Below are 19,512 nucleotides of genomic sequence, written 5' to 3'. Positions count from 1 at the left end.
GAAAGCCAGATACACCACGTGAATCTGGCAGGTCAGGAGGGAATCGAACCCCCAACCTACGGTTTTGGAGACCGTCGCTCTGCCAATTGAGCTACTGACCTAAAACAAAATCAGGCCGACCATTATGCAGGCCTGAAAAAGACTTTACAACAACCAACCCCAAGAGACTTGAAATCACCTGATAACACCAGGCGCAACACCTTCAAGCCGAGATAGCTGTTAAAACAAAGGCAGATATTTTCATATCTGCCTTGTTATATGGAGCTCTTGAGCGGATTTGAACCGCTGACCTCACCCTTACCAAGGGTGTGCTCTACCAACTGAGCTACAAGAGCAAAACACCTGCACAACCTGCAAACTTGGAGCGGGTAGCGGGAATCGAACCCGCATCATCAGCTTGGAAGGCTGAGGTTCTACCACTAAACTATACCCGCGGAGCTTGCAGCTCACGCTAAAAATGGTGGAGGGGGAAGGATTCGAACCTTCGAAGTCGTAGACGTCAGATTTACAGTCTGATCCCTTTGGCCGCTCGGGAACCCCTCCTAAGCGAGCCGGCATTTTACATTACGCCGACCTTCTGTCAAGCATTTTCTCATTTAAAAATATGAGGTTAGCTGCGTTGACCTTTGCTTCACATCGTTGACCTTAAAGGTCTTCACTGCGAAGCGGGCGCCATTCTATGCAAACTATTCGAGAGTTGCAACGCCTTCGCACAACATTATTTTATGTTTTAACTCATTGAATTCCTTAGCAAGGTTTTCAAAGGGCAGATCGTCAGCCAGGCGTCGACTTTCAGGAGCCACACGGAGCCAGTAGCCAGAAGCATCCGCAGTATTCAGCAATTGAATCTTGACCTTTATATCCAGGCTCGTGAGCCGCTGCTCAACTGACTGCGCTTGGCGCTGATCGGCAAAACCACCGATGTACAAGCAAGTGCTCTGCGCATCGGTTGCTTTTGCACGATCCCTTCGCACCACAGCATCAGAGGACTCGCTGAGCAGGCGAATGTCCTGCTGCGAGCCCTTGTATAGACTCAAGGGCGTGACATCTTTAGCGCGCAATGGCGCCTCTTGCTGATGCCAAATGTAGTAGAAAGCGTTGAGAACAAGTAAAAGCAAAAACAGCCAACGCATAATCACCTCAGGACAAAGGGCAAGCCATCGCCAAACCGACAAACACCAGATCAGGGACGAGTCGCGCTTGCGGCACTGCGTCCGCCACCAAGTCAGCATCCCCCCCGGTCAGGAACACGGTGAATTCATCGCCCCAATAGCTTCGCGCCAATTCTAATTGAGTGAGCACAAACCCTCTCAGCATGAGCGTGCAGCCGCGCTCTACCGCCTCTACAGTCGTACGCCCTGGCGAAAGGTGCTCCAACGCCCTTTCAGCAGCGGCGTCGTCATATCGTATCTTGCGCGTATGTGTTCGTAGCTGGTTGCGCATGAGGGGCATACCTGGACAAATGAAACCACCCAAGTGATCACCATCCGCTGCAATAAAATCTGCGGTAGCAGCCGTGCCGAAATCAAGCACCAGACAAGCGCCGCGAGCGAGCCTGAACCCACCCAGCATCGCCAGCCAACGATCAAGCCCCAGACGCTCGAAATCTTCGTAACCGTTCCGTACTCCACCCATCTCCCGTGCGGGAGCAGCGCAGGAAACAGCAACACCAAAAGCCTCATGCAGAGCCGTGACGAGCTTGCTCGTTTCTTCCTGGGCACGAACGCTCACCAAGCGGCAGCGCGTCAGCAACAATCCAGGAACCGCCACCAGGCTTTCAATCAGCGCCAGATCCGAACCGACAACCCCCTCGCTCGATGCACTGGCGTCATCCGAACCAAGCACACGCCATTTGATAAAGCTATTCCCACAGTCGAGCTCAAGAATCATCACGCAACCTCAGGCTTAGCTCACCACCACTGTATATTTTCTCGACGCCATCGACACTCAAGCGCAATGCCCCCTGGCGATCTACCCCCAGCACAACCCCGTCGACCTGGTTGACGCCTGCGATGAGGGATACCGACCGCCCCTGCCAGGCATGATGCTGCTCCCACTCCTGCTGAAGAGCGACAAAACCGCCCTCCCGATGTCGATCAAGATAGCCCTGCAACTGCCGCCCTAACTGCGCAACTAGAACGTTGCGATCAGCAGGCGAACCTGTCTCAAGCTGCACCGAAGTCCATTGCTGATCGACCTCATCAGCCCTCTGCATATTGACGTTGATACCTATTCCAAGGACAACGTGGCAGATATCAGCAGGATCTCCTACCAACTCCAGCAAAATCCCGGCAATCTTCTTCTGCCCAACCAATACGTCGTTTGGCCATTTCAGCGCAGCTCCCTGCACACCTGTCTCACGCAAGGCCTGCATGACCGCCAAGCCAACAACAAGACTTAGCCCTTCCAACTGCCGTAGCCCCGACTCAATACGCAATACAAGACTGTAATAAACGTTTTGTGCAAACGGACTAACCCACTTTCGCCCTCTCCTGCCTCTTCCCGCCGTTTGTTGCTCCGCTAGCACCAGAAACGGCGCCGTGCATTCAGCATCTACAAGTCGCAAAGCCTCGGCATTCGTGGAGTCAATGGAGTCAGAGATATGAACGGGCCACGCCAAGGACGGCGCATTCAGCGCAATATCTTCAGCACTCAAGAACACCAGCGGTGACGCCAACTGATACCCCTTGCCACGAACCTTATGGATGGGCAGGTTCAATTCAGCCTCCAGGTGCTGGAGTTGCTTCCAGACAGCACTACGACTGACGCCAAGGGCAGCACCAAGTGCTTCTCCGGAGTGGAACCGGCCATCTTTCAGAAGTTTCAACAACGTCAGCATGCAAGTATCGCCTCACAATGAGGCACGCATGATAGCTATGCGCAGGGTCATTGCATAGAAAGGCCGGACGTTAGTACTAGAGACCACTGACGCGAGCCGCTACGTACTTTTCGACCGCCCAAAACAAAACCCCTGTTTGCGTTAGCAAACAGGGGTTCTGGAATTTAATCTTGACGATGACCTACTCTCACATGGGGAAACCCCACACTACCATCGGCGATGCATCGTTTCACTGCTGAGTTCGGGATGGGATCAGGTGGTTCCAATGCTCTATGGTCGTCAAGAAATTCGGGTACTGAGTCGTGACCAGTTGGTCTCGCTTCAGCAAATTGGGTATGTGATAGTTTTCGGTGTTTTGTGAACGTCGAACTTTCGGTTCATTTCGTCTTCACACACCGCAATCTGATGCTCGTTAGAGTAGTCAAATTGCTTGGGTGTTATATGGTCAAGCCTCACGGGCAATTAGTATTGGTTAGCTCAACGCCTCACAGCGCTTACACACCCAACCTATCAACGTCGTAGTCTTCGACGGCCCTTCAGGGAACTCAAGGTTCCAGTGAGATCTCATCTTGAGGCTAGTTTCCCGCTTAGATGCTTTCAGCGGTTATCTATTCCGAACATAGCTACCCGGCAATGCCACTGGCGTGACAACCGGAACACCAGAGGTTCGTCCACTCCGGTCCTCTCGTACTAGGAGCAGCCCCTCTCAAATCTCAAACGTCCACGGCAGATAGGGACCGAACTGTCTCACGACGTTCTAAACCCAGCTCGCGTACCACTTTAAATGGCGAACAGCCATACCCTTGGGACCGGCTTCAGCCCCAGGATGTGATGAGCCGACATCGAGGTGCCAAACACCGCCGTCGATATGAACTCTTGGGCGGTATCAGCCTGTTATCCCCGGAGTACCTTTTATCCGTTGAGCGATGGCCCTTCCATACAGAACCACCGGATCACTAAGACCTACTTTCGTACCTGCTCGACGTGTCTGTCTCGCAGTCAAGCGCGCTTTTGCCTTTATACTCTACGACCGATTTCCGACCGGTCTGAGCGCACCTTCGTACTCCTCCGTTACTCTTTAGGAGGAGACCGCCCCAGTCAAACTACCCACCATACACTGTCCTCGATCCGGATAACGGACCTGAGTTAGAACCTCAAAGTTGCCAGGGTGGTATTTCAAGGATGGCTCCACGCGAACTGGCGTCCACGCTTCAAAGCCTCCCACCTATCCTACACAAGCAAATTCAAAGTCCAGTGCAAAGCTATAGTAAAGGTTCACGGGGTCTTTCCGTCTAGCCGCGGATACACTGCATCTTCACAGCGATTTCAATTTCACTGAGTCTCGGGTGGAGACAGCGCCGCCATCGTTACGCCATTCGTGCAGGTCGGAACTTACCCGACAAGGAATTTCGCTACCTTAGGACCGTTATAGTTACGGCCGCCGTTTACCGGGGCTTCGATCAAGAGCTTCGCGTTAGCTAACCCCATCAATTAACCTTCCGGCACCGGGCAGGCGTCACACCCTATACGTCCACTTTCGTGTTTGCAGAGTGCTGTGTTTTTAATAAACAGTCGCAGCGGCCTGGTATCTTCGACCGGCATGAGCTTACGGAGCAAGTCCTTCACCCTCACCGGCGCACCTTCTCCCGAAGTTACGGTGCCATTTTGCCTAGTTCCTTCACCCGAGTTCTCTCAAGCGCCTTGGTATTCTCTACCCAACCACCTGTGTCGGTTTGGGGTACGGTTCCTGGTTACCTGAAGCTTAGAAGCTTTTCTTGGAAGCATGGCATCAACCACTTCGCTAACTAAAAGTTAGCTCGTCATCAGCTCTCGGCCTTAAGATCCCGGATTTACCTAAGATCTCAGCCTACCACCTTAAACTTGGACAACCAACGCCAAGCTGGCCTAGCCTTCTCCGTCCCTCCATCGCAATAACCAGAAGTACAGGAATATTAACCTGTTTTCCATCGACTACGCTTTTCAGCCTCGCCTTAGGGACCGACTAACCCTGCGTCGATTAACGTTGCGCAGGAAACCTTGGTCTTTCGGCGTGGGTGTTTTTCACACCCATTGTCGTTACTCATGTCAGCATTCGCACTTCTGATACCTCCAGCAAGCTTCTCAACTCACCTTCACAGGCTTACAGAACGCTCCTCTACCGCATCACTTACGTGATACCCGTAGCTTCGGTGTATGGTTTGAGCCCCGTTACATCTTCCGCGCAGGCCGACTCGACTAGTGAGCTATTACGCTTTCTTTAAAGGGTGGCTGCTTCTAAGCCAACCTCCTAGCTGTCTAAGCCTTCCCACATCGTTTCCCACTTAACCATAACTTTGGGACCTTAGCTGACGGTCTGGGTTGTTTCCCTTTTCACGACGGACGTTAGCACCCGCCGTGTGTCTCCCATGCTCGGCACTTGTAGGTATTCGGAGTTTGCATCGGTTTGGTAAGTCGGGATGACCCCCTAGCCGAAACAGTGCTCTACCCCCTACAGTGATACATGAGGCGCTACCTAAATAGCTTTCGAGGAGAACCAGCTATCTCCGAGCTTGATTAGCCTTTCACTCCGATCCACAGGTCATCCGCTAACTTTTCAACGGTAGTCGGTTCGGTCCTCCAGTTAGTGTTACCCAACCTTCAACCTGCCCATGGATAGATCGCCCGGTTTCGGGTCTATTCCCAGCGACTAGACGCCCTATTAAGACTCGCTTTCGCTACGCCTCCCCTATTCGGTTAAGCTCGCCACTGAAAATAAGTCGCTGACCCATTATACAAAAGGTACGCAGTCACAGAACAAAGTCTGCTCCCACTGCTTGTACGCATACGGTTTCAGGATCTATTTCACTCCCCTCTCCGGGGTTCTTTTCGCCTTTCCCTCACGGTACTAGTTCACTATCGGTCAGTCAGTAGTATTTAGCCTTGGAGGATGGTCCCCCCATATTCAGACAAAGTTTCTCGTGCTCCGTCCTACTCGATTTCATGACTAAGAGATTTTCGCGTACAGGGCTATCACCCACTATGGCCGCACTTTCCAGAGCGTTCCGCTAATCTCAAAGCCACTTAAGGGCTAGTCCCCGTTCGCTCGCCACTACTAAGGGAATCTCGGTTGATTTCTTTTCCTCAGGGTACTTAGATGTTTCAGTTCCCCTGGTTCGCCTCTTGCACCTATGTATTCAGTACAAGATAACCATCTTATGATGGCTGGGTTCCCCCATTCAGACATCTCCGGATCAAAGTCTGTTTGCCGACTCCCCGAAGCTTTTCGCAGGCTACCACGTCTTTCATCGCCTCTGACTGCCAAGGCATCCACCGTATGCGCTTCTTCACTTGACCATATAACCCCAAGCAATCTGGTTATACTGTGAAGACGACATTCGCCGAAAATTCGAATTTCTCAATTAAGAGAACTCACAAATTTTACCTTAGCCTGATCCGTTACCAGTGAAAGTAACGTTCAGTCTATCTTTCTATCACATACCCAAATTTTTAAAGAACGATCTAATCAAAGACTAGAAATCAACATTCACCATCAACCTGATGGAATGCTCATTTCTAAGCTTTCATAACTTTCAGAAGCAGTAGTGGTGGAGCCAAACGGGATCGAACCGTTGACCTCCTGCGTGCAAGGCAGGCGCTCTCCCAGCTGAGCTATGGCCCCGTATTTCTACAGGCGTTTCCCACACAAAATTGGTGGGTCTGGGCAGATTCGAACTGCCGACCTCACCCTTATCAGGGGTGCGCTCTAACCAACTGAGCTACAGACCCAATTTCGGGCTGCTTCTTATCGTCTTCTTCAATGAATCAAGCAATTCGTGTAGGAACTTATGGAGCAGCTGATGTCGTCGATTAAGGAGGTGATCCAGCCGCAGGTTCCCCTACGGCTACCTTGTTACGACTTCACCCCAGTCATGAATCACACCGTGGTAACCGTCCTCCCGAAGGTTAGACTAGCTACTTCTGGTGCAACCCACTCCCATGGTGTGACGGGCGGTGTGTACAAGGCCCGGGAACGTATTCACCGCGACATTCTGATTCGCGATTACTAGCGATTCCGACTTCACGCAGTCGAGTTGCAGACTGCGATCCGGACTACGATCGGTTTTATGGGATTAGCTCCACCTCGCGGCTTGGCAACCCTCTGTACCGACCATTGTAGCACGTGTGTAGCCCAGGCCGTAAGGGCCATGATGACTTGACGTCATCCCCACCTTCCTCCGGTTTGTCACCGGCAGTCTCCTTAGAGTGCCCACCATTACGTGCTGGTAACTAAGGACAAGGGTTGCGCTCGTTACGGGACTTAACCCAACATCTCACGACACGAGCTGACGACAGCCATGCAGCACCTGTCTCAATGTTCCCGAAGGCACCAATCTATCTCTAGAAAGTTCATTGGATGTCAAGGCCTGGTAAGGTTCTTCGCGTTGCTTCGAATTAAACCACATGCTCCACCGCTTGTGCGGGCCCCCGTCAATTCATTTGAGTTTTAACCTTGCGGCCGTACTCCCCAGGCGGTCAACTTAATGCGTTAGCTGCGCCACTAAAAGCTCAAGGCTTCCAACGGCTAGTTGACATCGTTTACGGCGTGGACTACCAGGGTATCTAATCCTGTTTGCTCCCCACGCTTTCGCACCTCAGTGTCAGTATTAGTCCAGGTGGTCGCCTTCGCCACTGGTGTTCCTTCCTATATCTACGCATTTCACCGCTACACAGGAAATTCCACCACCCTCTACCATACTCTAGTCAGTCAGTTTTGAATGCAGTTCCCAGGTTGAGCCCGGGGATTTCACATCCAACTTAACAAACCACCTACGCGCGCTTTACGCCCAGTAATTCCGATTAACGCTTGCACCCTCTGTATTACCGCGGCTGCTGGCACAGAGTTAGCCGGTGCTTATTCTGTCGGTAACGTCAAAATTGCAGAGTATTAATCTACAACCCTTCCTCCCAACTTAAAGTGCTTTACAATCCGAAGACCTTCTTCACACACGCGGCATGGCTGGATCAGGCTTTCGCCCATTGTCCAATATTCCCCACTGCTGCCTCCCGTAGGAGTCTGGACCGTGTCTCAGTTCCAGTGTGACTGATCATCCTCTCAGACCAGTTACGGATCGTCGCCTTGGTGAGCCATTACCCCACCAACTAGCTAATCCGACCTAGGCTCATCTGATAGCGCAAGGCCCGAAGGTCCCCTGCTTTCTCCCGTAGGACGTATGCGGTATTAGCGTCCGTTTCCGAACGTTATCCCCCACTACCAGGCAGATTCCTAGGCATTACTCACCCGTCCGCCGCTCTCAAGAGAAGCAAGCTTCTCTCTACCGCTCGACTTGCATGTGTTAGGCCTGCCGCCAGCGTTCAATCTGAGCCATGATCAAACTCTTCAGTTCAAACATCTTTGGGTTTTTAAGAAACCCTAAACTTGGCTCAGCAATCGTTGGTTACATCTTTGATTTCTCGCGGAGTAACTTGTGATGCTGATAATCTTGTTGACTATCAGTCTGACTCCACAAGCACCCACACGAATTGCTTGATTCAGTTGTTAAAGAGCGGTTGGTTAAGATCTTTCGTCTCAACCGAGGCGCGCATTCTACAGCAGCCTCATTTGCTGTCAAGTGATTATTTTCAGAAGTTTTCGAAGATTTCTTCAATAACTTCAACCACTTGCGCTTCCGATCTCTCGTTAGCGGGAGGCGAATTCTACAGCGTTACACGCTGCTGTCAACACCTCTTTTTCTCCGCTTTCGACCGAGAAGATCGAAACGTTAATAGAGCCAAACAACACTGCTCTACCAACTCCTTCTGGGCCTCGATGAACTGAAGCAAGTCGCTGTCGAATTCTGCGTAACTCTTTGTTTACCAAGGAGTTTTCCGTTTCGACTGCGCCGGAAGTGGGGCGAATTATAGACAGATATAAAACGCCGTCAACACTTAATTTCAGGTTTATTCGGATTTGAGCGTAATACGCGCAAATGCCTTCTTCCCAGCTTGGCAAACATGGGTAGCGCCCAGCTCGTATATAAAGGTGCGATCTACAACCTCACCATCTACACGCACACCACCGGAACCTAGAAGGTCCCGCGCAACCGCCGAGTTCTTGACCAGACCCGCTTTATTAAGCACAGCAGCGATCGGCATCGCCTCAGCAGCAGACAGCTCGATCTCCGGCAGATCATCCGGCAGCTCACCATCCTTCATGCGATTACCCGCAGCACGGTGAGCATTGGCCGCAGCCTCCTCACCGTGGAAACGCGCAACAATCTCTTCTGCCAGCTTGATCTTCACGTCACGCGGATTGGCGCCTGCCTCTACATCAGCACGCAGTGCATTGATCTCATCCATCGAGCGGAAGCTCAGCAGCTCAAAGTAACGCCACATCAGCGCATCAGGAATCGAGACGAGCTTGCCGTACATCACGCCCGGTGCTTCCTGGATACCGACATAGTTACCCAGGGACTTGGACATCTTCTTGACGCCATCCAGGCCTTCCAGCAACGGCATGGTCAGAATGCACTGGGCTTCCTGCCCGTACGCACGCTGCAGCTCACGCCCCATCAGCAGGTTGAACTTCTGGTCAGTGCCACCCAACTCAACATCCGCACGCAATGCCACCGAGTCATAGCCCTGAACCAACGGGTAGAGGAACTCGTGAATGGCGATCGGCTGATTGGTGGAGTAACGCTTGTCGAAGTCATCACGCTCAAGCATGCGCGCGACGGTGTACTGGGACGTAAGGCGAATGAAATCTGCCGGCCCCATCTGATCCATCCAAGTGGAGTTGAACGCCACCTCGGTCTTGGCGGGATCAAGAATCTTGAATACCTGCGTCTTGTAGGTCTCGGCGTTATCGAGAACCTGCTCACGAGTCAGCGGCGGGCGAGTGGCGCTCTTGCCGCTCGGATCACCGATCATCCCGGTGAAATCACCTATAAGGAAGATGACCTGATGCCCCAGCTCCTGGAACTGACGCAGCTTATTAATAAGCACGGTATGACCCAGGTGCAGATCCGGCGCAGTCGGATCAAAGCCAGCCTTAATACGCAGGGGTTGGCCACGCTTGAGCTTTTCGATCAGCTCAGCCTCGACCAACAGTTCTTCCGCACCACGTTTTATCAGCGCTAGCTGCTCTTCAACCGACTTCATAACAGACCCGCAAGGCTCAGATTCAAAAGGGAACCAACCATACAAGATCAGGGACTAATTACAAGTTTTGCCCTGCGAACGGACACCGTTCAGCAAGCCCAGCGTTCGCGAGCTTGCGCCACAGATGATTTGGTTATATTTTATACAGTTATTTCATCTTCATCATGTCATTCATCTTTTCCACTTCATCTTCAAAGTCAAAATTACCTATGACCACTGAACCGTCTAAAGCGCCGCCGCTTTACCCGAAGACCCACCTGCTCGCCGCAAGTGGTATCGCCGCCCTTCTCAGCCTGGCACTCCTGGTATTCCCTTCCAGCGACGTAGAAGCCAAACGAACATCCCTGAGCCTTGACCTGGAAAGTCCAGTTGAACAACTGACACAAGATCAAGACGCTTCCGACGCGCAACAAGCCACAAACGCACCTGCCGAATCGCCGTTCGCCCAAATAGAAAGCAGCCCAGAAGATACCCAGCAAGCAGTCCAGGACCAGCCTGCGCCTGTTGCCGAGGCAGCCAAGAACCCTCAGCACCGCGAAGTGATCGTGGCCAAGGGCGACACGTTGTCTACCCTGTTCGAGAAAGTCGGCCTCCCCGCCGCTACCGTCAATGAAGTGCTGGCCAGCGACAAGCAAGCCAAGCAATTCACCCAGCTCAAGCACGGCCAGAAACTTGAGTTCGAACTGACGCCCGACGGCCAGTTGCACAACCTGCACAGCAACGTCAGTGACCTCGAAAGCATCACCCTGACCAAGGGCGCCAAAGGCTTTGCTTTCAACCGCATCACCACCAAACCGGTGATGCGCTCCGCCTACGTCCATGGCGTGATTAACAGTTCGCTGTCCCAGTCGGCAGCCCGCGCGGGCTTGTCCCACAGCATGACCATGGACATGGCCAGCGTGTTCGGCTACGACATCGACTTCGCCCAGGACATTCGCCAAGGCGACGAATTCGATGTGATTTACGAGCAGAAAGTCGCCAACGGCAAAGTCGTCGGCACCGGCAATATTCTGTCCGCACGTTTCACCAACCGCGGCAAGACCTACACCGCCGTGCGCTATACCAATAAACAAGGCAACAGCAGCTATTACACCGCCGACGGCAATAGCATGCGCAAAGCCTTCATCCGCACCCCTGTGGACTTCGCCCGTATTAGCTCGCGTTTCTCCATGGGTCGCAAGCATCCAATTCTGAACAAAATCCGCGCCCATAAAGGCGTCGACTATGCAGCCCCACGTGGCACGCCGATCAAGGCAGCCGGCGACGGCAAAGTGCTGCTGGCCGGACGTCGAGGCGGTTACGGCAATACCGTGATCATTCAACACGGCAACACTTACCGTACGCTGTATGGCCACATGCAAGGCTTTGCCAAGGGCGTGCAAACCGGCGGCACCGTGAAGCAAGGCCAGGTGATCGGCTATATCGGCACTACCGGCCTGTCCACCGGCCCGCACTTGCACTATGAATTCCAGGTCAATGGCGTACACGTCGACCCACTGGGACAGAAGCTGCCGATGGCCGACCCCATCGCCAAGGCCGAGCGCGCGCGCTTCATGCAACAGAGCCAGCCGTTGATGGCGCGCATGGATCAAGAGCGCTCCACCCTGCTGGCTTCGGCGAAGCGATAAGGCATGCCGTTCTATATAGGTGTGATGTCCGGGACCAGCCTCGATGGCCTGGACATCGCCTTGATCGAGCAAGCCCCGGCGATCAAGCTGATCGCCACGCATTACATTCCCATGCCAGATACCCTGCGCATCGAGCTGCTCGCTCTGTGCGCCAGCGGCCCGGATGAGATCGCCCGTTCAGCCATCGCCCAGCAGAAATGGGTGAGCCTGGCAGCACAAGGCATTCACGCGCTACTCGATCAACAACACCTCAAGCCCCAGGACATTCGCGCGATTGGCAGCCATGGCCAGACCATCCGCCACGAACCCGCCCGAGGCTTTACCGTGCAGATCGGCAACCCGGCCTTGCTCACCGAGCTCACAGGCATCACCGTGGTCAGCGACTTCCGCAGCCGCGATGTTGCCGCCGGCGGTCAGGGTGCCCCGCTGGTCCCCGCCTTCCATGAAGCACTGTTTGGCGAGCACAGCGGTAACCGTGCCGTATTGAATGTGGGAGGTTTCAGCAACCTAAGCCTGATCGAGACAGGCAAACCTGTAGCCGGCTTTGACTGCGGCCCGGGCAATGTCCTGCTGGACGCGTGGATTCATCAACAACGCGGCGAAAACTTTGATCGCAATGGTCAGTGGGCCGCCAGCGGGAAGGTTGAGCCCCGGCTGCTCAGTGCCCTGCTCAGCGATCCATTCTTCGTGACCAAGGGCCCCAAGAGCACTGGGCGCGAGGTGTTCAACCTGGAATGGCTGCACCAACACCTTGATCGCCTGCCTGCATTCGAGCCTCAGGATGTACAAGCCACTCTGCTGGAGCTGACCGCGCTCACCATTGTCGAGTCCCTGCAGTCCGCCCAACCCCAAACAGAAACGCTGCTGGTATGTGGCGGTGGAGCTCACAATGCCACGCTGATGCAGCGCCTGGCAGCCTTGCTGCCGGCAACCCACGTCAGCAGTACCGCCACGTACGGCGTAGACCCTGACTGGGTCGAGGCGATGGCCTTCGCCTGGCTGGCTCATTGCTGCCTCGAAGGCATCGCTGCCAACCGCCCGAGCGTCACCGGCTCACGCGGGCTTCGGGTACTGGGCGCGATCTATCCCGCCTGACCGGCCCCAATAATCCGTAGACAGCAAAACGCCGCTTGGCCTACACAGCCAAGCGGCGTTTTGGTATCCGCTACAGATAAAGCTATCGATCAGATCGAGAACGAAGACCCGCAACCACAGGTGGTCGTAGCGTTAGGGTTCTTGATCACGAAACGCGACCCCTCCAGACCTTCCTGGTAATCCACCTCGGCACCTGCCAGGTACTGGAAACTCATCGGGTCCACCACCAGGCTCACGCCCTCACGCTCAACGATGGTGTCATCATCGGCCACATCTTCATCGAAGGTAAAACCGTACTGAAACCCTGAACAACCGCCGCCCGTAACGAATACGCGCAGCTTCAAGCGATCATTACCCTCTTCATCGACCAGGCTCTTCACCTTGTGCGCAGCACCGTGGGTGAATTGCAAAGCCGTGGGGGTGAAGGATTCAACGCTCATGCTGATAATCTCCCGGCGTAACGCCGCCATATGCGTAATGGCCGGTATTATCCGCTTCTCCTAGAAAAGCGGTCAACTATTGTTACGGTATATCAATCTGCACAGCCGCCATTAAAAACACAAAAGGCCCGATCAACGGGCCTTTTGCGCAATAGCCAGGAAGCCTTAAGGCAACATGCCCGCGTGGGACAGACCAAGCTTCTCGTCCAGGCCAAACAGGATGTTCAGGTTCTGCACCGCCTGGCCCGACGCGCCCTTGACCAGGTTATCGATCACCGACAACACCACAACCAGGTCGCCATCCTGGGGACGGTGCACGGCAATCCGGCACACGTTCGCGCCGCGCACGCTGCGGGTTTCCGGATGACTGCCGGCCGGCATAACGTCGACGAACGGTTCGTTGGCATAACGCTTTTCGAACAGCGCCTGCAGGTCTACCGAGCGATCAACCACAGTCGCGTACAACGTGGAGTGAATACCGCGGATCATCGGGGTCAGGTGGGGCACGAAGGTTAGACCCACCTCTTTACCGGCCGCGCGACGCAGGCCCTGACGGATTTCCGGCAAATGACGGTGACCTTTCACCGCATAGGCCTTCATGCTTTCCGACGTCTCGGAGTACAGCGAACCGACTGCCGCACCACGACCGGCACCACTGACACCTGACTTGCAGTCAGCGATCAAACGCGAAGCGTCCGCCAGCCCGGCTTCCAGCAAAGGCAGGAAACCCAATTGAGTCGCAGTCGGATAGCAACCCGGCACCGCGATCAGGCGCGCTTGCTTGATCTGCTCACGATTCACTTCCGGCAGGCCGTACACCGCCTCTTCCAACAGCTCTGGCGCGCCGTGCGGCTGGCCATACCATTTGGCCCACTCATCAGCGTCCTGCAAACGGAAGTCTGCGGACAGGTCGATCACCTTGGTGCCAGCGGCCAACAGCTCACCGGCCAATGCGTGGGCAACACCGTGAGGCGTGGCGAAGAACACCACGTCACACGCGCCCAGCGTCTTGATGTCCGGAACACTGAACGCCAGCCCGTCGTAATGGCCTCGCAGGTTCGGGTACATATCGGCCACGGCCAGGCCAGCCTCGGATCGGGAGGTGATGACCACCACCTCAGCTTGCGGATGCTGAGCCAACAGACGCAGCAATTCGACACCGGTGTAACCCGTGCCGCCGACGATACCGACCTTGACCATAAACCTGCCCTCAACGAACCCACTGGAAAGCCGTCGATAATAGGGGCCGTATCGTCCTGCGACAACCGTCAACGTGACGTACGGGCGCATGAGCCACTACTATCTTCAGTTACCGTGAACCTGGGAATAACTAGAAATGCTCTATCTATGGATCAAAGCCTTCCACATCGTCAGCATCGTCTGCTGGTTTGCCGGGCTGTTCTACCTCCCGCGCCTGTTCGTCTACCACGCCCAAAGCGAAGACAGCGTCAGCAAGGAACGCTTCAGCATCATGGAGCGCAAGCTGTACCGCGGCATCATGGGGCCAGCGATGATCGCCACCTTGTTATTCGGCGGCTGGCTGATCTACCTCAACCCGGCCATCTTTCAATCCGGTGCCTGGATCCACGCCAAGCTCACCCTTGTAGTGTTCCTTATCGGCTACCACCACATGTGCGGCGCGCAGGTAAAACGCTTCGCCCGTGGCGAAAACACCCGCAGCCATGTCTTTTATCGCTGGTTCAATGAAGTGCCCGTTCTGATATTGCTGGCTATCGTAATTTTGGTCGTGGTCAAACCGTTCTAACTTCAATTACTCGGGGTACCTCCAATGTCGCTGCCCGCTCTGCTTGAACACCGTCTGCGCCTGCCCGTCGTGGCGGCGCCGATGTTCCTGATTTCCAACCCGCAACTGGTCCTGGCGTGCTGCCGCAACGGGGTGGTCGGGAGTTTCCCGGCCCTTAACCAACGCGAAAGCAGCGGGTTCAAGGCCTGGCTGGAAGAAATCGAAGCGGGCCTGGCACAGTTGGACAACCCCGCGCCCTACGCCGTCAACCTGATCGTGCACAACAGCAATCCTCGCTTGGAGGCAGACCTGGCGATTTGTGTTGAGCACAAAGTGCCGATCGTCATTACCAGCCTGGGGGCCGTGAAAGAACTGGTGGACGCCGTGCACAGCTATGGCGGCCTGGTGTTCCACGACGTCACTACCCGTCGCCATGCCGAGAAGGCTGCCGAAGCCGGCGTGGATGGCCTGATTGCCGTAGCGGCCGGCGCCGGTGGTCACGCCGGAACTTGGAGCCCGTTCTCGCTGATTGCCGAGATCCGCCAATTCTTCGACAAAACCCTGCTGCTGGCCGGCTGCCTCAACCATGGGCATGAGATACTCGCCGCCCAGGTGCTGGGCGCGGACCTGGCCTACTTCGGCACACGCTTTATCGGCACCACCGAAAGCCATGCCCCGGATGCGTATAAAGAGATGCTGCTCACATCGCGCGCGGCCGACATCGTGCACACTCCTGCTGTTTCCGGCGTGCCCGCCAGCTTTATGCGCCAGAGCCTGGAAAACGCCGGCTTTGACCTCGCTGCCCTGCAAGGCAAAGGCGAAGTCAACTTCGGCTCCAAGCTCAAGCCGTTAAGCGACGAGGCCAAGGCCTGGAAGACCGTATGGTCCGCCGGCCAAGGTGTCGGTGAAATTGATGATTTGCCCAGTGTCGATGAACTGGTTGCCCGCCTGGATGCCGAATACCGTAAGGCGCGCGAACAGGCGGCACAACTGAGCTGGCCACGCTGACCCAACCGCAAGGCTTGCCCAGTGAGCAGGCCTGCACCACCTCCCTGAACAAGTGACAAGGAAGCCCGCATGAGCGACAACCGTTTCAAGATTGTGTTTGATGGAGCCTTGCTCCCGGGTGTCGAAAGCACCACGGCCAAATTGAACCTGGCCGAGCTGTTCAAGAGCGAAGTCGAAGCCATCGAGAAGCTCTTCACCGGCCGCCCGGTTGCGCTCAAACGCGACCTGTCGCGCCCGGACGCCGAAACCTACCTCACCGCGCTGAAAAACGCCGGCGTCGATGCCCGTATCGAACCGGAACAACCCGTCGCCTTCAGCCTCGCCGAAACCCACGAAACGGACTCCGGCGCCTCTGGTTTCTCACGCCCTGCCGCGTCACCGTATGCGCCACCGCGCGCCGCCGTGGGCGATAACCTGCCGGAATACTCCACACTCAAGGTGTTCACCATCCACGGGCGTATCGGCCGACTGCGGTACCTCGCCTGGACCCTGGTTCTCACCCTTGCGCTGCTGGTTGCGGGCGGCATCATCAGTACCGTCAGCTTTGCTGTCGCCACCGCTTCTCCGACCGCCGGCACCCTGCTCGGGGTATTGCTGGGTCTGGCATTGTTTGTCGCGCTGGTGTGGGTCAGTGTCCAAATCGGTGTTCAGCGCCTGCACGACCTGGGTTGGTCCGGCTGGCTGTACTTCCTCAACCTGGTGCCGCTGGTCAACAGTGTGTTCCCGATCCTGCTGCTGGTATTGCCGGGGAACGCAGGTGCCAACCAATACGGCGCGCCGCCGCCACGCAACTCCACCGCGGTAAAAGTCCTGGCCACACTGTGGCTGGCGTTCATTCCGGTCATGCTTGCCATCGTAGTGACCCTGGGCATGAACGGTTACCTTGACCAACTCGAAGCCAACATGGACAGCGGCTACGAGAGCAGCTCCATCACCTCCGATGAAGACACTGACCAAAGCGCAACCGTAGAAGAAGACGAAGCGCAGAGTGCTGACGAAGCGGGTGAACCTGTAGACTCTCCAGAACAGTGAAGAAACGCTCCCGGCCTGTAATGCCTTTGTTACAGGCGCGGCGGCGTTGCGATGGAGAAAGGCATGACCCGTTACGCTCTGATCACCGGCGCCTCCAGCGGCATCGGCCTGGCCCTGGCCGAAGCACTGGCCCGTCGCGGCCGCAGCTTGATTCTGGTGGCCCGCCAGCGTGATCAGTTGGAAAGCATTGCAATCGAATTGACTCAGCGCTTTGGCGTTGAAGTGCTGTTTCGGGCCTGCGACCTGGGCGAGCCGCTGCGCTTGTCCGGGTTCCTGCTGGAGCTTGAAGAAGGTGAACGGCAGATCGACCTGCTGGTGAACTGTGCCGGTATCGGCACCAGCGGTCCTTTCCTGGCTCAGGACTGGATGACCGAACAAGACCTCGTAGAGGTCAACATCCTGGCTCTCACCCGCATGTGCCACGCGCTCGGAAACTCGATGGCGCTGCACGGTGGCGGGCAGATTCTCAATGTGGCGTCCGTCGCGGCGTTCCAGCCCGGCCCGTGGATGAGCACCTACTACGCCAGCAAGGCCTATGTACTGCATTTCTCCGAAGGCCTGCGTGAAGAGCTGAAAACCTGCGGCATCAAGGTCTCGGTCCTCTGCCCCGGCCCTACACGCACGGCATTCTTCGGCACCGCGCAAATGGACACCGCCAAGCTCGACCGCAGCCAACAACTGATGAGCCCTGAAGAAGTGGCGCTCTACACCGTGCGTGCGCTGGAAAAGAACAAAGCCATCATCATTCCCGGCCGACGCAACCGCTGGATCGCCTTCAGCCCGCGCTTCAGTCCGCGCTGGCTGACCCGCAAGATAGCCGGCGCCATCAACAAGGCCTATTGCCCACGCTGACCGGCTGAGTACACTCACCCTGCACATTCATAATGGAGAAACAGCTGTGGATACTCTGTTCACCAAGATCATCAACAGAGAAATACCCGCGGATATCATCTACGAAGATGACCAAGTCCTGGCGTTCAAGGACATCTACCCCGCGGCGCCTGTGCACTTCCTGGTCATCCCGAAGAAACATATCCCCACGCTCAATGACCTGACCGAAGAAGACAAGGCCCTGGCTGGTCACATTTTGTTCACCGCCCAGCGCCTGGCCGTGGAACAAGGCTGCGAGGAAGGTTTTCGGGTCGTGATGAACTGCAACCCGAAAGGTGGGCAGACCGTTTATCACATCCATATGCATGTGCTGGGTCAGCGCCAGATGAACTGGCCGCCCGGCTGATTCCCCTGGAAACAAGGGTCACGGCCTCAGGCTGCGACCCCATGCCCTTGACTCAGCGCAAACGCTTCCCCCTCTCTTGCGGTAAACTGGCCGCCGAGATTTTTCCCGGAGGTCAGCATGACTACCCAACGTCACTACTCGCCGATTGACCGTCTGTTGCTGCAAGCCGACATGGCCATGCGCACGTTGCTGCCCTTCAGCGGCCAGCCGTATCGCCCTTCGCCCGCCATCGTGCAGCCCGACGCACAGATGAGCGAGACCGATACCCGCCATGTCGCCGGCCTGATGCGCATCAACCACACTGGCGAAGTCTGTGCCCAGGCGCTGTACCAGGGCCAGGCGCTGACCGCCAAGCTGCCGCAAGTGCGTGCGGCCATGGAACACGCCGCCGAGGAAGAGATCGACCACCTGGCTTGGTGCGAGCAACGCATCCGCCAATTGGGTAGCCACCCCAGCGTGCTGAACCCGCTGTTTTATGGCCTGTCGTTTGGGATCGGCGCTGCTGCTGGCCTGATCAGCGACAAAGTCAGCCTGGGTTTTGTGGCGGCGACCGAACATCAAGTGTGCAAACACCTGGACGAACATCTGGAACAGCTGCCAGCCGAAGACGAAAAGTCCCGGGCCATTCTTGAGCAGATGCGTATCGATGAAGAACATCACGCTGAAAGCGCGCTGGATGCTGGTGGCTTCCGCTTCCCGGCGCCGGTGAGATTTGGCATGAGTGTTTTGGCCAAGGTCATGACTAAAAGCACCTATCGAATTTAGTAGCCTCGAATTTAGTAGCATCGAATCGACAGGCAAAAAGAAAGGGCGCTATCACAGCGCCCTTTCTTTTTGCCCGCCGATTGAGCGATCAACCCAACTCGATGATTTCGTAATCATGGGTGATGGCCACACCGGCCGCACCGAGCATGATCGAGGCCGAGCAGTACTTTTCGGCCGACAGTTCGATAGCACGCTTGACCTGGGCTTCTTTCAGCGCCCGGCCCTTCACCACGAAATGCATGTGGATCTTGGTAAATACCTTGGGGTCTTCAGTGGCACGCTCGGCTTCCAGGAACGCCTCGCAGCTCTCCACGGCCTGGCGGGACTTTTTAAGGATGCTGACCACGTCGAAATTGCTGCAACCGCCCACACCAAGCAGGAGCATTTCCATCGGGCGTACGCCCAGGTTACGGCCACCAGCTTCCGGCGGGCCGTCCATGACCACCACATGGCCACTGCCCGACTCACCGAGGAACATGGCTTCGCCCGCCCATTGGATGCGTGCCTTCATCGCCCAGACTCCACTGCTAAAAAAGGGTCGCCAGCTTAGCACAGGGCCCGCCTGCGTCAGCGTTTGCGACAAAAGC

Annotated in this window: 15 protein-coding genes, 6 tRNA genes and 3 rRNA genes; 8 read left to right on the top strand and 16 right to left on the bottom strand. The window is 55.8% G+C overall.

Going from position 1 to position 19,512, the window contains the following annotated elements; genetic code table 11:
• Positions 1-25: 25 nt before the first annotated feature.
• The 13 genes from AC0IYN_RS13505 to tyrS all read right to left on the bottom strand — a co-directional run bounded on the left by AC0IYN_RS13505 (position 26) and on the right by tyrS (position 9,976).
• Positions 26-101 (bottom strand) — tRNA-Trp (locus AC0IYN_RS13505).
• 158 nt (positions 102-259) lie between these two features.
• Positions 260-335 (bottom strand) — tRNA-Thr (locus AC0IYN_RS13500).
• 25 nt (positions 336-360) lie between these two features.
• A tRNA-Gly gene (locus AC0IYN_RS13495) sits at positions 361-434 on the bottom strand.
• A gap of 24 nt (positions 435-458) precedes the next feature.
• Positions 459-543, bottom strand: a tRNA-Tyr gene (locus AC0IYN_RS13490).
• 143 nt (positions 544-686) lie between these two features.
• Positions 687-1,133: a hypothetical protein gene (locus AC0IYN_RS13485; RefSeq protein WP_406596836.1), complete on the bottom strand. Its 447-nt coding sequence runs from the start codon at positions 1,131-1,133 to the stop codon at positions 687-689.
• A 7-nt stretch (positions 1,134-1,140) separates the two neighbouring features.
• Positions 1,141-1,890, bottom strand: coding sequence for a pantothenate kinase (locus AC0IYN_RS13480; protein ID WP_406596835.1), 750 nt, complete (start codon positions 1,888-1,890; stop codon positions 1,141-1,143).
• Positions 1,880-2,839: a bifunctional biotin--[acetyl-CoA-carboxylase] ligase/biotin operon repressor BirA gene (gene birA, locus AC0IYN_RS13475; RefSeq protein ID WP_406596834.1), complete on the bottom strand. Its 960-nt coding sequence runs from the start codon at positions 2,837-2,839 to the stop codon at positions 1,880-1,882. Before birA ends, AC0IYN_RS13480 begins: the two co-directional genes overlap by 11 nt.
• 168 nt (positions 2,840-3,007) lie before the next feature.
• Positions 3,008-3,123: ribosomal RNA gene (rrf, locus tag AC0IYN_RS13470) — 5S ribosomal RNA — on the bottom strand.
• Positions 3,124-3,280: 157 nt separating this feature from the next.
• Positions 3,281-6,172: ribosomal RNA gene (locus tag AC0IYN_RS13465) — 23S ribosomal RNA — on the bottom strand.
• A 249-nt stretch (positions 6,173-6,421) separates the two neighbouring features.
• Positions 6,422-6,497 (bottom strand) — tRNA-Ala (locus AC0IYN_RS13460).
• Positions 6,498-6,527: 30 nt separating this feature from the next.
• A tRNA-Ile gene (locus tag AC0IYN_RS13455) sits at positions 6,528-6,604 on the bottom strand.
• A gap of 82 nt (positions 6,605-6,686) precedes the next feature.
• Positions 6,687-8,223 (bottom strand): 16S ribosomal RNA (locus tag AC0IYN_RS13450).
• The 16S, 23S and 5S rRNA genes sit together here with 2 tRNA genes alongside, the layout of an rRNA operon.
• Before the next feature lie 553 nt (positions 8,224-8,776).
• Positions 8,777-9,976 (bottom strand): tyrosine--tRNA ligase, encoded by a 1,200-nt coding sequence (gene tyrS / locus AC0IYN_RS13445; RefSeq protein WP_034109594.1) that lies wholly within the window; start codon positions 9,974-9,976, stop codon positions 8,777-8,779.
• A gap of 209 nt (positions 9,977-10,185) precedes the next feature.
• On the opposite strand from tyrS, the gene AC0IYN_RS13440 reads away from it, so the two are divergent.
• Both AC0IYN_RS13440 and AC0IYN_RS13435 read left to right on the top strand, forming a co-directional pair.
• The gene (locus AC0IYN_RS13440; RefSeq protein ID WP_099493028.1) at positions 10,186-11,604 is read left to right on the top strand and encodes a peptidoglycan DD-metalloendopeptidase family protein; all 1,419 of its coding nucleotides are present in this window, start codon (positions 10,186-10,188) and stop codon (positions 11,602-11,604) included.
• Between the two features lie 3 nt (positions 11,605-11,607).
• A complete protein-coding gene (locus tag AC0IYN_RS13435) occupies positions 11,608-12,699 on the top strand; it encodes an anhydro-N-acetylmuramic acid kinase (protein ID WP_471841736.1) in 1,092 nt (363 codons plus the stop codon).
• A gap of 89 nt (positions 12,700-12,788) precedes the next feature.
• Here the strand turns inward: AC0IYN_RS13435 and erpA are convergent, their stop codons facing one another.
• Both erpA and argC read right to left on the bottom strand, forming a co-directional pair.
• Positions 12,789-13,139: an iron-sulfur cluster insertion protein ErpA gene (gene erpA, locus AC0IYN_RS13430; protein WP_003176443.1), complete on the bottom strand. Its 351-nt coding sequence runs from the start codon at positions 13,137-13,139 to the stop codon at positions 12,789-12,791.
• Positions 13,140-13,304: 165 nt separating this feature from the next.
• Positions 13,305-14,339 carry an N-acetyl-gamma-glutamyl-phosphate reductase gene (gene argC / locus AC0IYN_RS13425; RefSeq protein WP_406599833.1) on the bottom strand — a complete coding sequence of 345 codons (1,035 nt, stop codon included), beginning with the start codon at positions 14,337-14,339 and terminating at the stop codon, positions 13,305-13,307.
• 136 nt (positions 14,340-14,475) lie between these two features.
• Between argC and hemJ the strand changes: the two genes are divergently transcribed.
• From hemJ to coq7, 6 genes are all read left to right on the top strand, one after another.
• The gene (gene hemJ, locus AC0IYN_RS13420; RefSeq protein ID WP_406599832.1) at positions 14,476-14,904 is read left to right on the top strand and encodes a protoporphyrinogen oxidase HemJ; all 429 of its coding nucleotides are present in this window, start codon (positions 14,476-14,478) and stop codon (positions 14,902-14,904) included.
• Positions 14,905-14,928: 24 nt separating this feature from the next.
• Positions 14,929-15,891, top strand: coding sequence for an NAD(P)H-dependent flavin oxidoreductase (locus AC0IYN_RS13415; protein WP_406599831.1), 963 nt, complete (start codon positions 14,929-14,931; stop codon positions 15,889-15,891).
• A gap of 69 nt (positions 15,892-15,960) precedes the next feature.
• Positions 15,961-16,923 carry a DUF805 domain-containing protein gene (locus tag AC0IYN_RS13410; protein WP_457240237.1) on the top strand — a complete coding sequence of 321 codons (963 nt, stop codon included), beginning with the start codon at positions 15,961-15,963 and terminating at the stop codon, positions 16,921-16,923.
• A 63-nt stretch (positions 16,924-16,986) separates the two neighbouring features.
• Positions 16,987-17,775 (top strand): SDR family NAD(P)-dependent oxidoreductase, encoded by a 789-nt coding sequence (locus AC0IYN_RS13405; RefSeq protein ID WP_078050409.1) that lies wholly within the window; start codon positions 16,987-16,989, stop codon positions 17,773-17,775.
• 46 nt (positions 17,776-17,821) lie between these two features.
• Positions 17,822-18,160 (top strand): histidine triad nucleotide-binding protein, encoded by a 339-nt coding sequence (locus tag AC0IYN_RS13400; protein WP_071490214.1) that lies wholly within the window; start codon positions 17,822-17,824, stop codon positions 18,158-18,160.
• A gap of 117 nt (positions 18,161-18,277) precedes the next feature.
• Complete coding sequence (coq7, locus tag AC0IYN_RS13395) at positions 18,278-18,925, top strand: 2-polyprenyl-3-methyl-6-methoxy-1,4-benzoquinone monooxygenase (protein ID WP_017138087.1); 648 nt, start codon at positions 18,278-18,280, stop codon at positions 18,923-18,925.
• Between the two features lie 88 nt (positions 18,926-19,013).
• Here the strand turns inward: coq7 and AC0IYN_RS13390 are convergent, their stop codons facing one another.
• Positions 19,014-19,436, bottom strand: coding sequence for an OsmC family protein (locus AC0IYN_RS13390; protein WP_005792019.1), 423 nt, complete (start codon positions 19,434-19,436; stop codon positions 19,014-19,016).
• Between the last annotated feature and the right edge of the window lie 76 nt (positions 19,437-19,512).

Source organism: Pseudomonas sp. AC112 (assembly GCF_979253545.1).
The sequence above is the reverse complement of the archived record's forward strand: the minus strand, read 5'-3'. Positions and strand labels throughout refer to the sequence as shown.